This is a genomic window from Sphingopyxis macrogoltabida, assembly GCF_001314325.1.
Lineage (GTDB): Bacteria > Pseudomonadota > Alphaproteobacteria > Sphingomonadales > Sphingomonadaceae > Sphingopyxis > Sphingopyxis macrogoltabida.
The window spans coordinates 615849-629590 of the sequence record NZ_CP009429.1 but is presented as its reverse complement, the minus strand read 5'-3'; the positions used below and the strand labels follow the sequence as shown (position 1 = coordinate 629590).

Annotated in this window: 13 protein-coding genes; 4 read left to right on the top strand and 9 right to left on the bottom strand. The window is 62.7% G+C overall.

Annotation, left to right across the window (positions count from 1 at the left end; translation table 11 throughout):
* Window positions 1-151 precede the first annotated feature (151 nt).
* Window positions 152-2458, top strand: coding sequence for a TonB-dependent receptor (locus tag LH19_RS03075; RefSeq protein ID WP_054724834.1), 2307 nt, complete (start codon window positions 152-154; stop codon window positions 2456-2458).
* Between the two features lie 109 nt (window positions 2459-2567).
* Here LH19_RS03075 and LH19_RS03070 read toward each other — a convergent pair whose 3' ends face one another.
* Window positions 2568-3002, bottom strand: a complete 435-nt coding sequence (locus LH19_RS03070; protein ID WP_054724832.1) for a cupin domain-containing protein — start codon at window positions 3000-3002, stop codon at window positions 2568-2570.
* 135 nt (window positions 3003-3137) lie between these two features.
* Between LH19_RS03070 and LH19_RS03065 the strand changes: the two genes are divergently transcribed.
* Window positions 3138-3854, top strand: a complete 717-nt coding sequence (locus tag LH19_RS03065) for a TetR/AcrR family transcriptional regulator (protein ID WP_054724830.1) — start codon at window positions 3138-3140, stop codon at window positions 3852-3854.
* 170 nt (window positions 3855-4024) lie between these two features.
* On the opposite strand, the gene LH19_RS03060 is transcribed toward LH19_RS03065, so the two are convergent.
* The 4 genes from LH19_RS03060 to LH19_RS03045 form a co-directional block, all read right to left on the bottom strand.
* A complete protein-coding gene (locus tag LH19_RS03060; RefSeq protein WP_201258412.1) occupies window positions 4025-5134 on the bottom strand; it encodes an endonuclease/exonuclease/phosphatase family protein in 1110 nt (369 codons plus the stop codon).
* The gene (locus LH19_RS03055; RefSeq protein WP_054724828.1) at window positions 5134-5667 is read right to left on the bottom strand and encodes an HdeD family acid-resistance protein; all 534 of its coding nucleotides are present in this window, start codon (window positions 5665-5667) and stop codon (window positions 5134-5136) included. Before LH19_RS03055 ends, LH19_RS03060 begins: the two co-directional genes overlap by 1 nt.
* Window positions 5668-5885: 218 nt before the next feature.
* Window positions 5886-7232 carry a metal-dependent hydrolase family protein gene (locus LH19_RS03050; RefSeq protein WP_054724827.1) on the bottom strand — a complete coding sequence of 449 codons (1347 nt, stop codon included), beginning with the start codon at window positions 7230-7232 and terminating at the stop codon, window positions 5886-5888.
* Window positions 7233-7292: 60 nt separating this feature from the next.
* Window positions 7293-8066 (bottom strand): hypothetical protein, encoded by a 774-nt coding sequence (locus LH19_RS03045; protein ID WP_054724825.1) that lies wholly within the window; start codon window positions 8064-8066, stop codon window positions 7293-7295.
* A 403-nt stretch (window positions 8067-8469) separates the two neighbouring features.
* Between LH19_RS03045 and LH19_RS03040 the strand changes: the two genes are divergently transcribed.
* Both LH19_RS03040 and LH19_RS03035 read left to right on the top strand, forming a co-directional pair.
* Complete coding sequence (locus LH19_RS03040) at window positions 8470-9390, top strand: M14 family metallopeptidase (RefSeq protein ID WP_054724823.1); 921 nt, start codon at window positions 8470-8472, stop codon at window positions 9388-9390.
* A gap of 81 nt (window positions 9391-9471) precedes the next feature.
* The gene (locus tag LH19_RS03035; RefSeq protein ID WP_082395396.1) at window positions 9472-10260 is read left to right on the top strand and encodes an SDR family NAD(P)-dependent oxidoreductase; all 789 of its coding nucleotides are present in this window, start codon (window positions 9472-9474) and stop codon (window positions 10258-10260) included.
* 24 nt (window positions 10261-10284) lie between these two features.
* On the opposite strand, the gene LH19_RS03030 is transcribed toward LH19_RS03035, so the two are convergent.
* The 4 genes from LH19_RS03030 to LH19_RS03015 all read right to left on the bottom strand — a co-directional run bounded on the left by LH19_RS03030 (window position 10285) and on the right by LH19_RS03015 (window position 13739).
* Complete coding sequence (locus LH19_RS03030; RefSeq protein WP_054724819.1) at window positions 10285-10686, bottom strand: GFA family protein; 402 nt, start codon at window positions 10684-10686, stop codon at window positions 10285-10287.
* Window positions 10683-11339, bottom strand: coding sequence for a TetR family transcriptional regulator (locus tag LH19_RS03025; RefSeq protein WP_054724817.1), 657 nt, complete (start codon window positions 11337-11339; stop codon window positions 10683-10685). The genes LH19_RS03030 and LH19_RS03025 overlap by 4 nt, the downstream gene beginning before the upstream one ends.
* Before the next feature lie 110 nt (window positions 11340-11449).
* On the bottom strand, window positions 11450-12940 hold the full coding sequence (locus tag LH19_RS03020) for an acetyl-CoA acetyltransferase (protein WP_054724815.1): 1491 nt from the start codon (window positions 12938-12940) through the stop codon (window positions 11450-11452).
* 10 nt (window positions 12941-12950) lie between these two features.
* Window positions 12951-13739 (bottom strand): crotonase/enoyl-CoA hydratase family protein, encoded by a 789-nt coding sequence (locus LH19_RS03015; RefSeq protein ID WP_054588806.1) that lies wholly within the window; start codon window positions 13737-13739, stop codon window positions 12951-12953.
* Window positions 13740-13742 lie beyond the last annotated feature (3 nt).

Genomic DNA, 13742 nt, shown 5'->3' with positions numbered 1-13742 from the left:
CGAATTGGAATAATATTGAATATATTCATCTATTTAGACTATAATTTAAGACGATTGACCAATTTTGGACATTTATCTAATATTGAGACATGGCTGGACATGCGGAGCGCGACAGACGCTCCCCGGCCGCTGATTTGGAAGGGGATCCGAAATGAAGAAGACGTGCCTGTTTTTGCTCTCCACGGCGTGCGCGGTGGCCGGTACGATGCCGGCCGCAGCCCAGCAGTCGCCGGCTGAAGACGCCGCGCGATCGGGCGGCGACGACATCGTCGTCACCGCGCAGCGCCGCGAAGAGGGGATCAACGACGTCCCGATTGCGATCACCGCCATCAGCGGCGACAGTCTCGAGCGCTTCCGGTTCAACGACGCGACCCAGATCGTTCAGCAAATCCCCAACATGAGCGCGACCAATACGCTGGGAGCGAGCGCGCCGCTCTTTTCGGTGCGGGGTATGAGCAACGCCGATTTCAATCCGTCGTCGAATACACCCGTCCCGATCTACAGCGACGATATCCTGATCAACAACGTCACGGGTCAGGGGTTCGCGCTGTTCGACCTCCAGCGGGTCGAAGCGCTGAAGGGGCCGCAAGGTACGCTGTTCGGCTACAACTCTTCGGCCGGCGCTATCCAGTTCATCTCCCGGCGCCCGACGGACAGTCTGGAGGGATCGGGTTCGGCGTCGATTGCCGGACATGGCGAGCGGACGCTCAACCTGGCCGTCGGCGGTCTGCTGGTCGGCGACAGCGTCCGCGGCCGAATCGCCTTTTTCGGTCGCCGCGACGACGGCGATTTCATCAACATCAACAACGGCGAGCGGATCGGCAAGGATAATCGCTGGGCCATCCGCGGGCTGCTCGACGTCGACCTTGCAACGAACGCCAGCGTCCTGATCAAGGCTCAATACGGCAAATATAACGGCGATCCGGCGATCCGGCCCACCGAACAGGATGTCAACAATCTGACCGGAGAAACATTGGGCGGAAAGCGTGAAATCCGTCAGGAACTCGCGCAATATGAGAATGTCGAATATGGCGAACTGTCTTCACGCCTGAAAGTCGATCTGGGCCCGGTGGGGCTCGATCTGATAACGGGCTATCTCGATATCAAATCGGGTCTTTCGACCAACTTCTTCGACGGCACCCAGATCGGCCTCCTCGATCTCGGCTATGGCGCCGGTCCCGTGCAGACCGCGCTTTACGGCGTCCAGGGCGGCACCGCGCACAGCAAGCAGTTTTCGCAGGAGGCCCGGCTCACGTCGCAGACCGACGGACCGCTGTCGTTCATCCTCGGGGCCTATTATCTCAAGGAAAAGCTCGACGGGAGCATCTGGTTTTTCGCCGGCGACGATTCGGGGGCCTTCGGCTATTTCGGCAACGACCCTGCGGCCTTCCTGACCTACAGCATCTACAAGCAAAACCTGTCGTCGTTCGCGCTCTTCTCGCAATGGGACTATAAGTTCACCGACAAGCTCAAACTGACGCTGGGCGGCCGCGTTTCCTGGGACAGGCGCTCGCTCGACCTGACCTTCGCCAATTATGACGGCGCGACGACGTTCGTGAACGGCGCGACCATCGATCCGCTTCACCCGAAATTCTCGGACGTCACGGACCTGTCCGGCCTCGACCGCACGCAGCAAAAGCTCGATTGGACAAACTGGAGCGGCCGGCTCGCGATCGACTACCAGCCATCGCCCGACGCCCTGCTCTATGCGAGCCTGTCGCGCGGCGTGAAAAGCGGAGCGTTCAACACGGCGGCGCTCGTCGATATTTCCGAGGCGAATTCCATCGGCCCGGAAACCGTTCTTGCCTATGAGACCGGCGTCAAGCTGACGCTGGCGGATCGGCGCCTGCAAACCAACCTCGCGGCCTTCTATTACGACGTCGACAATTATCACCAGAAGGTTGTCGACCAGTTCGCCCGCGAATTTCTGAGCAGCGCCGACAAGGTCGAGTTCTACGGTTTCGAATTCGAAGCCACCGCGCGTCCGATCGAGGTGCTGACCGCGAAGCTCGGCGCCGGGTGGCAGAAAGGCAAGTACAAGCGCTTCATCGAACCGACCGGCTCGGGCCCCATCGATCGCTCGGGAAACACCGTTCCGGGCACCGGCAACTGGACCGTCAACGGGTTGGTGCGACTGGATCTGCCGGTGGCGAACGACGCAGCGCTGATCTCGCCGCAGGTCGATTTCAGTTTCGTGCAGGGGTCCTATTATTCGACCGGCAACGATGTGAAGGCGCCCCAGCTCAGCCCGGCGCGAAAGACCGATGATTTCTTCAATCTCAATCTCCGGCTGACGCTGCAGGACGCCGACGAAAGATACGGGATAACCTTCTTCGTCCAGAACGTTCTCGACCAGTTCCGGGTGCTGAGACGCAATCCGGTCACCTTCCTCGACAATTCGCTGAGCGGCTATTCGCCCCCGCGCACCTTTGGCGTGAGCATCAACGGGCGCTTCTAATATCCGGCCCCTCTGACGTGAGGTCCCACTGCATCTGAACGGGGTAGCACTCCCTGACCTAGCCCGGCGCATTTCCAAAGAACTGCGCCGGGTTCCTTTTCGGGTTCGGTTAAACCGTTCCGAGAGCCGGGGACATGGCGTAAACCTTACGAAAATTGTCGCTGAATTCGGCTGTGCCCGAATAGCCTTTCGGCAGAACGAAGCAGTCCCCGGCGCCAAAGGACTGCGCCTCGCCGGTCTCGCTGACGAAGTATACCTTGCCCGAAACGATGTGCCACAGTTCGTCGCTCGGATAGGCTGCAATGGCCACCCGCCCGGCCGACCCTTGCCAGACCCCGACGTCGATCTGCCCATCGGCGCTCCGGTAGAAGGAGCGCGCTCCTCCTTGCACCACCGCCCCTTCCGGATCGGGCAGCGGGTGCAAGCCATCGATCGCCACGGCGGGATCGAGTGGCACAAGCTTGTGCGGAGCTGTTGTTCGGTTTGTATCCATCTTGCCTTCTTTCGGAGCATTGGGAACGGCAACGATCGCCTTTCCTACCATCGAGAAAGCTCTCTATATTTTTGACATATGTCAAGAATTGCATTTGATGGCGCGAACGGCTTTACCGCTTTACCGGCCGGAAGGTTCGGAGATAGTGGTTCACGCCCGAAGCTGGGCTGGAAGAAAGGTATCGGGGTGCCCGACCTCAATTTTTCGGTTTTGAAATTCGTCCCGCGCGAAGGCGGATATGCGCGCGGCCAGGAAGGTTTCGAACTGATTCTGAAAACCGCTGTCTCGGTGCTCGTCGAGCATGGCTACAAGGACATGACGCTCCGTCGCATTGCCAAGGAATGCGGCATGAAGGCGGGTAATATCTCCTATTATTTCAAGTCGAAGGACGATCTCGTCCGCGCGCTTCTGCAGGCGATATCGGGCAGTTACGAAGCGGCGATTACCGAAGCGACCGACGGCACCGCCGGTGATCCGGAGGGCAAGCTGACCCAGCTGATTTCCTTCATCCTTCAGGATGGGACGACGCGTCAGACCAGCTATCTGTTCCCCGAGCTATGGTCGCTCGCAAATCATGACCCTTTTGCGAAACAGTGCGTCGACGAACTCTATCTTCGCGAGCATCAACGCTTCGACGAAATCATTGCCGAGCTGAATCCCGCCCTTTCGGCAAGCGACCGCTCTGTCCTGTCGACCTTCATCCTGTCCTCGGTCGAGGGGATCGCCGTGTTTGCCGGCTATGGCAAATATTGGCAGGATACCATGCCGCAGCTTCAGGCAACAGCGTGCGACTGCTTCCTCGAACTGGTAAAATCGGCAAAACCCGGCGCAGGCGCCGCCGTTCAGCCAGCAGGCTCGACAAGCTTCCGCGCCACATCTTCTTCGTCGAAGACTTCCCGCTGACGTCGCCTGAAAACCCATTTTCCTCGTCGACGCCGAGATCGAGCTTTCGGACATTCCCGGTCGAGCCGATGTCATATTTCCCGTTCATCGAACGCGCCGTGACCACATGGTCATCGTCGCCCGCCGTCGATCCGTGCCGGAACCGAATATCGAAAGAGCGTGCCTGCCCCCTATCCTGCACGAAGACCGGACGAACGCCGAGTGGCCTGTCCGGACATCCCGGGACATCCCGTGTCGGCGTTTCGCGGCACATTCGCTCGCCACGACAGGCGATAGGTGACAAGGAAGCCGTCGTGGTCGGAGAGCCGCGCGCCATTGTCCGAACCGTCGAACATCGCTTCGACGCGAATGGGTTCGACGGACACCGCCTTGCCATTGTCGAAGGCCTGCAGGTCCTGGGTGTCGAGCCACGGCTCGTCGCCGTCCCATGACATTTTGACCTCGCAGGCCGAGGCCTTCTCGAGGCACCGGCGATGGACGATCGTATAGGGAATCGCGGTCGAAAAAAAATCGAACCGGTCGGGGCTTCTCCGCATGTTGAAATCGCCGCCGATGATCAGCGGATTGTCCGGCACATGATATTTGTCGAGAAAATGTGCCGCCTCGAGCGCCTGATAGTGATGCGCCTCGCCCGAGCGTTCGAGCGAGACACGCGCCGCCCGGCCCGAGTTCATATGCGTCGTAAAAATATCGATCGGCGCCGGCACGCCCGGCACCGTCACCCGCACCAGCATCATGCCCTTGGCGGCAAGGCAGTCGAACCCCGCGCACGCCTTTCGCGCGAAGCCTTCGCGGACCATTTCGGTGACCGGAAAATCGCTGAGCACATAAAGGCCGCTTCGCATCAGCTTGGGCGCCCGCTCGCCCTTCTTGCGGCGGCGTTCGGCGACAAATTCGCGGGCGACGGCCGGGTCCTTCACCATATCCGATCGCTTCGGCCCGCCGATCGCGTTGGCGTAGCCCGCACGCGCACCTATCCGCGCCGCGCGGCTGGTAAAGCTCTCCTGCATCAGAACGACGTCCGGCGCCCGGCCCTCGGCCCGCAAACCGGCGAGCGTCTGGCCGATCCGGTCGAGCGAAGGACCGCGATTCTTGCGCGCCGGCCACGGCAGCCCTTCGACATTGTAGATCAACACGCTGAGCGTCGTGCTCTGCCGCCCGTCGGCCAGACGCGTAACGACGGGCATTTCGGGCGCGCCCGGACAGGCGGCGTATCTGTCGTGCGGCCAGGAGGCGCAGCCGCCGAGCAAGATCGCCGCGCAGGCGGCGATCCGCCGCATCAGCCCCGCACCTCCGCGAGAACCCGGCGGCCAAGCGCCGCGACCGCCAGCAACGCCAATCCGTTGAGCATCAGTTCGACGCCCAGGAACGTGCCCAATATGGCGGAGCGCCCGCCCTGGAGGTGACGATAGACGAGCAGCGCGAGCAGCAGCGAAACAGCGCCCGAAACGAGGAGCGGCCAGAAGCTCGAATCCTCGCGGTGCGAGAAGCTCAACACCAGTTTGCCGAGCCCAGAAACCAGCAGCAATATGCCCATCAGGATGGTGAGCGCCTGGGCGCCGGCGACCGGATGAAACAGGATCGAAAGGCCAAGCGCGAGCGCGGCGCCCGCCGTCAGCAGCGATGGCGCGCGCGTCCGCCATCCCGTTTCGAAAAAGGCGCCGGCAAGCTGAATTCCGCCCGACAGGACCAGGGCAATGGCGGCGAGCGTGACCGCCGCCATCGTTGCGGCCAGCGGGTTGAGGATCGCAAGAACGCCGCAGATTACCGAAAAGACGCCTGCGAAACGGAGCATCATGGACAGGGTCGACACAGGCTTCACTCCTCCTTGCCCGCCCCGGCGGGCCGAACGCTTACGAACTCAGGGCCGCGAGCGCGAGGATGCCCGCATTCCATGCTCCCACGACCTGCGCGCCAAGGCCGGCAATCAGCACAAGCGCGAGGACCGGTAGGGCCGCGGTCCAGGCCGGGACCTTTCCGATGGGCGATGCGCTCATGCCATCGGCATCCGCGCACGAAGCGCCCGACCGCTCACTGGCCGCCTTTGTAGAATTTGCCATCCTTCATGATCACGTCGAAATTCTTTGCCGGATCGCCGAGCAGGTCGATTCTGGCGAGCGGATCGCCGTCGACAAGGATGAGATCGGCGAGCGCGCCTTCCTCGACCACGCCGAGTTTCCCCGCATAGGGCGTCCGGGGGCCGGACAGCGCAAGAAGCTGCGCATTGTCATAGGTCACCAGCTTGACGATCTCGGCCGGGGTGAACCACGACTTCAATCGGATCAGATAGGCGTTCTGTTCGGCGTTGAGTTCGGGCTCGAACAGAAAGTCGGTGCCCCAGGCAAGCTTCACGCCGAGCTTCTTCGCATTCTGCCAAAGCGCCGCATTGTTGGCGAGGATCTCGCGACGCTTTTCCCGCCGGTTGGGGTCCATGTTCGGATTGTCGTCGGCCAGCGTCTGGGTCGAAAGCCAGATGCCCTTCTCGGCCATCACGCGGAGCGTCGCCTCGTCGAGAAGCTGGCCATGCTCGATGCATTTCACGCCCGCGTCGATCGCCCGGCGAACCGCGCGCGGCGTATAGGCGTGGACCATCACATAGGTGTTCCAGTCCGCCGCGGCGTCGGCGGCAGCCTTCATCTCCTCGAACGTATATTGGGTGACGTCGATCGGATCGTAATCCGACGAGGTCCCGCCGCCCGCCATCAGCTTAATCTGGCTGGCACCGAAACGCAGATTCTCGCGCGTCGCGGTCAGCACTTCGCTGGTGCCGTCGGCGATGAAATTGGCACCGAACAGTTCGGATCGCGAAACCGTTCCGCCGAATTTCCGCGACCGCTCGCTCGGCAGCCGGAAGTCGCCATGCCCGCTGGTCTGCGAAATCACCGCCCCCGACGGCCAGACGCGCGGCCCGACGACATCGCCGGCGTCGATCCGCCGCTTGAGACCGAAAATCGGACCGCCCGCGTCGCGCACTGCCGTAAACCCTCGCAGCAACATATCATGCGCCTGGCGCCCGGCGGCATCCTCGGCCTTTTCGGGGGTGAGGTCGGGCGACAGCATCTGCGGCATCGTCAGTGCGCCGAAGGTCAAGTGGACATGCACGTCGATCATGCCCGGCATCAACGTGCGGCCGCCGCCTTCGACGATTTTCGCAGGCCCGCGCGGAGTGATGTCACCGCCGATCTTCGCGATACGGCCGCCCTCGATCAACACATTGGTCGGCGCACCCAACTGCCCCTTCACCACGTCGAGCACGCGGACATTGCGGAACAACGTTTCGGATGCCGCCGGATCCTGAGCCTGTACGCCGACGGAGAAGGAAGAAACGAGGACCGCCGCCGCAACACCCAGTCCCCAACGCAAAGCCGTCATGTTCATCGCCCGCCCCTGTCCAGTTCGAAAGTCCCTATCGAAGCTCCGCGCCTGCCTTCCGGCCGATCAGAATGCGACCGTCGCGCCCAGGAGCGGACCGGCGAGCGCGGCGCTCGTCCGGACATTGCCGCTCTTGTAATCGACATAGAGATAACGGTAGCCGCCCGAGAGCCAGATATTTTTCGCGACGCGCAGGTTCGCCGTCGCGGCCGCCTGCCCCGTCACGTCCGACGCCGCGCCGAAGCCGCCGATGTCGCCGTACAGCAGGAACGAGAGTTTCGGCGACGCCTTGATGTTGAGGCGCGTCGCAAAGACCGGATCGACGAAGCTCGCCTTTGCGCTCGCCGAAAGATTGAGCGCCGGAACTGCCGCCTTCGGGCGGATCCACCAGGCCCGCCCGCCGATGAGCACGTCGAGCGAGGCACCTTCCTGTTCGACGGCCCGGTAACCGACGAGCGCCGTCGCCGACGTCTGGCTCAGCTTGCCTTCGGCCGGGACGACCGGAAGCGCCGGATTTCCGGTCGGCACCAGTCCCTCGCGTGACGAGGAGGAATGCGTGAGGTCGGCGACGATCACCAGGCGATCATGCTTGATCAGCCCGCTGACGAAGAAGGCCGCATCGACATCCTCGATCAGTTCGCCGAAGCTCTTGTCGATATGGACGGTCGGCGCGCCCGGCCCGGGGCGGAGGGTCCCGCCGAACCCCGTTGCCCAGACATAGGGTGTGATCTGAACGGTCGTCCCGCGCTCGTCTTCCTCCGCCGCTTGCGCGGGATAAGTTATGGCCGCTGCCAACATCGCAAATGCAACCGCCGTGCACGACCGTGCCAGTTTCGTCATGAGCCTGCCCCTGTCCAACCATTTCAATCAGTCCGGCCATGATCGCCCGCCAGACTGCTCACATGGAAATCTTCGCACCCGGCCCCACCGGATAGCCGCCTAGCTTTAGCGAACTCATATTGGTCGTTCGTCAAATATCTCTTTGCCAGACACCATTGTCAATTGTTATTGGACGTTTATTCGCGAAAATGGAGTCAATGTCAGATCAACCATAGCGATCGATAGTCTTCGGATTCGAGGTCTCGCCGAACCGCGAAATTTCTCCTTGTTTTTCATAAGCGTAGTTTTTGACCGACTGCCGCTCGGTCATTTCGGGCGAAATATATTTTCTAGCGTGATCTCAATATTTTACGGCGATATATATGGTTGAATGGTAGTGACGAGTAGCGAGAAGATAGGCATCATGACCAAGTCGAATATTTATCCGATAGGAACGCCGGGCGAGCCTTGGGGCGCCGCCGAAATCGAAGCGTGGCGGAACCAGCAATCGCGCCAGCGCCGCTACGATGTCGATATCATGCCCCGTATCGACGCATTGGCCGGACGCTATGATCGGGTGGTTTATGGCGAGCTTGATTATGCCGGGGAAACATACCCGCTGCTCGCGCTTCGCGACCGCTCGTTCGCGCCCCATCTTCCGACCGCCCTCGTGACGGGAGGCGTGCATGGTTACGAGACGAGCGGCGTCCTCGGCGCGCTGACGTTTATGGAAACCGCCGCATCGGACTATGCGGGCAAGGTCAATCTTCTCGCGATTCCCTGCGTCAGCCCGTGGGCCTATGAGCGTATCAACCGATGGAATTACGACGCCGTCGATCCGAACCGCAACTTTCGTCCCGACGGGCCGGCGCGCGAAGCGACGGCGCTCATCGAGTTGATCGCGTCGGTACAGTCGCCATTTCTGATGCATATCGACCTTCATGAAACGACCGACACCGACGCCAGCGAATTCGGGCCCGCGCGCGCGGCGCGCGACGGTAAGGTCAACGATCTGGAACTGATCCCCGACGGCTTTTATGTCGTCGACGACAGCGCGAATCGGCAGCCCGCATTCCAGCAGGCGATTATCGCCGCGGTCGAGAGCGTAACCCACATCGCTCCCCCCGACGACAATGGCGAAATCATCGGCTCACCGGTCGTGGCCCATGGCGTGATCGAATATCCGCTGCAGGAGCTTGGTCTCTGCGGCGCGATCACGGGAGCGCGATATACGACAACCACCGAAGTCTATCCGGACAGCCCGCGGACATCGCCGGAGGAGTGCATCGAGGCGCAGGTCGCGGCGGTGCGCGCCGCCATCGACTTTGCACTCGCCAATCCCTGACAGCCTGTTGCCGGAACTTCGCGGCGAACGGCCCATTGCAACCGAGGAAATATATTTATACCCTATAGATAATAGGCTCCGATGGCCCATGAGGGCTGTGGTGCCGCAGATCTTGCGGGAGAAGGTTCGATGGAAGGCCGGTTGTCGGGGAAAATAATTCTTCTGTCGGGCGGGACCCGAGGGATGGGCGAAGCGCAGGTTCGCGGAATGGTACACGAGGGCGCGCAGGTCGTTTTCGGCGGCCGGGACCGGGACGCGGGAACGGCGATCGCGGCATCGCTCGACGGCAAAGCCCATTTTGTGCCGCTCGACGTCACCAGGCCCGAGGAATGGAAGGTTGCAGTCGACTTCGCGGTGGAGCGTTTCGGCCGGATCGACGGGCTTGTGAACAATGCAGGGGTCGGTGCCACACGCCCGCTGATCGAAATCAGCGACGAGGAGTGGGCCGACATTATCGCGGTCAACCAGAATGGCGTATTCTGGGGCATGCGCGAGGGCGCGCGCGTGATGCTGGAATCGGGCGGCGGCTCGATCGTCAATGTCGCATCGCCTGCGGGCACGAAAGCCCATGCGAATCTCGTCGCCTATTCGGCCGCAAAAGCAGCAGTGATCGGGATGTCGCGGGCGGCGGCCAAGGAACTCGCGCCCAGCGGCATTCGCGTCAATGTCCTGATCCCGGGTTTTTTCGCAACGCGTCTGCTGACCGAGACGACGAACAGCGAGGCCCTCGTCCGCGGGGCGCAGTTGACGCCGCTCGGGCGGGTCGCGCAACCGGAAGAGAGCGTTGGTGCGGTCCTGTTCCTGCTTTCGGACGAAAGCAGCTTCGTAACGGGTACTGAGGTCGTCGTCGACGGCGGCTACACCGCCTGAGCCGTCAGAAAGAGGCAGTTCGCGTCAGGCGTTCTTTTCGAACGCATATTGCCCTTCGGGTAGCACAACCCAAGGCAGCGCGGTCGACGTCCAGACGCTCACTGTCGGAACAAAGGGGGCCGGATCGTCGAGCGTTCCCGCCTTGACGATCAACAGCCCCTTTCCGTCGGTGGGCTCCGAAAAGATCGGCGACCCGCAGCGACCGCAGAATTTGCGCAGCACCGCGTTGCCGGAGAAGGTGTCCTTGTCTTCATAGACCGACAGTTCGCCGTCATGGCTGACGGCCGCCCCCTTGAAGAGCAGGTTGACCGAGAAGGCACTGCCCGACTGCCGGCGGCAGTTGGTGCAATGGCATTGCGCCACCACGATGGGGTCGCCTTCGGCGCGGTAACGCACCGCGCCGCAATTGCATCCGCCCTCGATCATATCGTTCCGCCTCTCTGTCCGTATCGAAATCTGAAACCGTCGAGCAGCACCTGCAATGTTTCGACGAACAGCGCCTCGTCCGACACCGGCGATTTGGCAATTGCCGCGGCCAGCAGCGGATAGCGCGTCGCATCCACCGGCGGCATCGCGGCATGGTCGTGCGCCTTGGCCGCTGCGTCGAAAAGCGACTTGCCATAGGTCAGCTTTTCGAGCGCCTCGAGAACCGCAAGGTGATGCTCGGGCGGATAAGGGCAGTCCGACAGTCCGCGTTCATAGGCACCGAGCATCAGTTCGCGCGGGAAGAAGCGTAGCATCAACGGCCCGGCATGCGCATGGTTCAACATCACGCGCCGCGTCGCGACCGCGAGATCGATCACCCGCTCCTCCCATGACGAGCCCGGCTTTTCGCCCTGCCCCACCTCGACCAGCAAGGTCCTGGCGATCATGTGGAGCAGCTCGTCGCGATTCTTGAAATGATAATAGAGCGACGGCGCCTGGACGTTCAGTTCGCGCGCCACCGCCTGCACGGTCAACGCGTCGAGCCCCTTGCGATCGAGCAGGTCGATCGACACAAGGATCGCCGTTTCGCGCGTGATCAGCGGCGTCAGCGGGCGTCCCGGACCCTTTTTCTTCCTGGCTTGGCTGGCGGGCAAACTTATCCCTTTCCCTATCGGCATTAGGCCGACAGATGCCACCATTACCCGGCTTTGAACAGTCAGGAGGCTGCGATGCGCCGCTTCCGCTTCAATCCTGCCGATCGCGATCACGCAAAGCGCCATTCGCGAAGCGCCGCGCCCTCTACGATCCGGCCGGTGGCGCCGACAGGATCCGCCTCCGCATCGGCCAGCCGGCGCAGCACGGCTTCATCGCCGGGTGGGACATGGGCGAGCGTCCGCTCGCCCGCCGGGGTCCTGGCGACAACCACGCCCGCCTTTGGCAATCCGTCGCGCCGATAGAGGATCGTGTAGCTTTCGATGGTCGCGTCGCCCAGATAGTCGCGCGCCAGCGCCGGAATTGCATCGCGCATCGCGTCAGCCTCCTCCTGATAGTCGTAGCTGCGGGGAAAGGAGGCCGCGGTGATCGGCTCGCTGCTGATCACGATGCTGTGATTGTGCGTCGCGTAACCGCCATTTGCAAAGAGCAGCCCCGTGCCGCCATCCACCCGCAACCGATCGGTCATGCTCGCAATGGCGTGGCCCATATAGTTGCCGATCGGCCCGCCGCCGAAGGTCAGCCCGCCAAAGACCGTGGCTGGCCGTTCGGCGGGCCAATCGATGATCCGGCGGGCGAGCTTCGGGATGCAGGGAAAACAGCTGTACAATTCGACGATGTCTAGCCCCGACGGGTCGACATCATTCAGCGCCAGGGTCCGGCGGATCGAAACCTCCATGCTCGCACTATGGTCGTAACGATCGCGCTGCAGCGGGCTGTTCGGTTCGTGAGCGGCGGCGCCATTGCCGACATAGATCCAGCGATCCTCCGCGATACCGCGCCGGCGCGCCTCCGCAACACTCGTCACGATGAAGGCGGCGCCCTGGTTGACCGAAGCGTTGGCGACCATCAGCTTGTTATAGGGGAAGGCGATCGGCCGGTTGCTTTCCGACGGTGCGATCACCTCGTCGGCACTGACCGGCTTGCGAAGCCAGGCGTTCGGATTGGCGGCCGCGACCTCCGAAAAAAGCGACCAGATCATCCCGCTCTCGGCCTGCGCCTCGGCGAAACTTTGCCCGAGCGATGCACGGAGCGCATTTTCGTAAAGCGGATACACATCGACCGGCGCCACCAGCCCATATTGCTGGGCATAGCTCGGCTCGCGCCGCTGCGCTGCTTCGCGCGTCGCGTCGATGCGGCGACCGGATTCCTGTGCCGCCGCTCTCGCCGCCGCGGTTCGCAGCGCCTCGGCACCGCAGACCAGCGCGATCCGGGATTCGCCGGCCCCGATCCGGTTCGCCGCCTCGTTGAGCAGCATGACCGGACTGTCGCCGTTCGGCCCTTCGCTTTGCACCATCGTCGCGGGTGCGATGCCGAGTTCCTGGGCCAGCGGGTCGCGCGCGTCGCGGATGTCGCGGAACGATATCTGCTGGACGATGCCGAGATAATCGGCGTCGGCAAGCAACGCGCCTCCGGCATCCATTTCGGCGATCCGGAGGGCCTCGGCCATCAAGCCGACCGGGCTGTGTCCGTCCACGGGGTTTTCCGGTCGATCGTTGATCTGGCCGACGCCGACGATGATGGGGATATTCTCGTCCGACATACCTGCTTCCTCAGCGAGCCTGCCAGACGGGCTGGCGCTTTTCGGCAAAGGCCCGCGGGCCTTCGCGCGAATCCTCGGACGTGAAAACGAGGCGTGTTTCGCGCTTGTTCGCTTCCCAGAAATCCTCATCGCTGGCGATCCGCCCTTCGGCGATGCCCATCGCGATCCGCTTGCTCGCCTGCACCGCGAGCGGGGCGTTGACCGCAATGCGATCGGCGAAATCGAGCGCGGTCTCCATCAGCCGGTCGAGCGGCACCACCTCGTTGGCGAGGCCGAGGTCGAGCGCGCGCTGCGCCGAAATCGGCTCTCCGGTCAGCAATATCTGCATCGCGACCTTTTGCGGGAGCTGCTGGACGATGCGGAAAGCACCGCCCGCCGCGGCAATGATGCCGCGCTTGACCTCGGGCAGGCCGAATTGCGCATGGTCGGCGGCGATGACGATATCGGACGCCAGCGCGAGTTCGGTGCCGCCGCCGAGCGCGAAGCCGTTGACCGCGGCGATGATCGGCTTGCCGATCGGATGCCGGACAAAGCCTGCAAAACCCCACGCGCGCTGCGCCTTGTCCTCTGGCTCCAGCCGTTCGCCGCGCGAGAGCGCTTTGAGGTCGGCGCCCGCACAAAAGGCCTGATCGCCGGCGCCGGTGACGATCACCGCGCGAATTTCGGGGTCGGCCTCGGCCAGCTCGAGGCCTTCGCCAAGCCCGACATGGACGGCGGCGTTCACCGCGTTGCGGGCCTCGGGCCGGTTGATCGTCAGGATCAGGACATGGCCGCGACGTTCGGCGAGCACTTCGGTCATCTT

Bases quoted from the DNA above. Each gene is read 5' to 3' on its own strand.
- LH19_RS03075 (WP_054724834.1), top strand. From the start codon at position 152: ATGAAGAAGACGTGCCTGTTTTTGCTCTCCACGGCGTGCGCGGTGGCC.
- LH19_RS03070 (WP_054724832.1), bottom strand. From the start codon at position 3,002: ATGGTAGGAAAGGCGATCGTTGCCGTTCCCAATGCTCCGAAAGAAGGC.
- LH19_RS03060 (WP_201258412.1), bottom strand. From the start codon at position 5,134: ATGCGGCGGATCGCCGCCTGCGCGGCGATCTTGCTCGGCGGCTGCGCC.
- LH19_RS03050 (WP_054724827.1), bottom strand. From the start codon at position 7,232: ATGAACATGACGGCTTTGCGTTGGGGACTGGGTGTTGCGGCGGCGGTC.
- LH19_RS03045 (WP_054724825.1), bottom strand. From the start codon at position 8,066: ATGACGAAACTGGCACGGTCGTGCACGGCGGTTGCATTTGCGATGTTG.
- LH19_RS03040 (WP_054724823.1), top strand. From the start codon at position 8,470: ATGACCAAGTCGAATATTTATCCGATAGGAACGCCGGGCGAGCCTTGG.
- LH19_RS03035 (WP_082395396.1), top strand. From the start codon at position 9,472: ATGGCCCATGAGGGCTGTGGTGCCGCAGATCTTGCGGGAGAAGGTTCG.
- LH19_RS03030 (WP_054724819.1), bottom strand. From the start codon at position 10,686: ATGATCGAGGGCGGATGCAATTGCGGCGCGGTGCGTTACCGCGCCGAA.
- LH19_RS03020 (WP_054724815.1), bottom strand. From the start codon at position 12,940: ATGTCGGACGAGAATATCCCCATCATCGTCGGCGTCGGCCAGATCAAC.
- LH19_RS03015 (WP_054588806.1), bottom strand. From the start codon at position 13,739: ATGACCGAAGTGCTCGCCGAACGTCGCGGCCATGTCCTGATCCTGACG.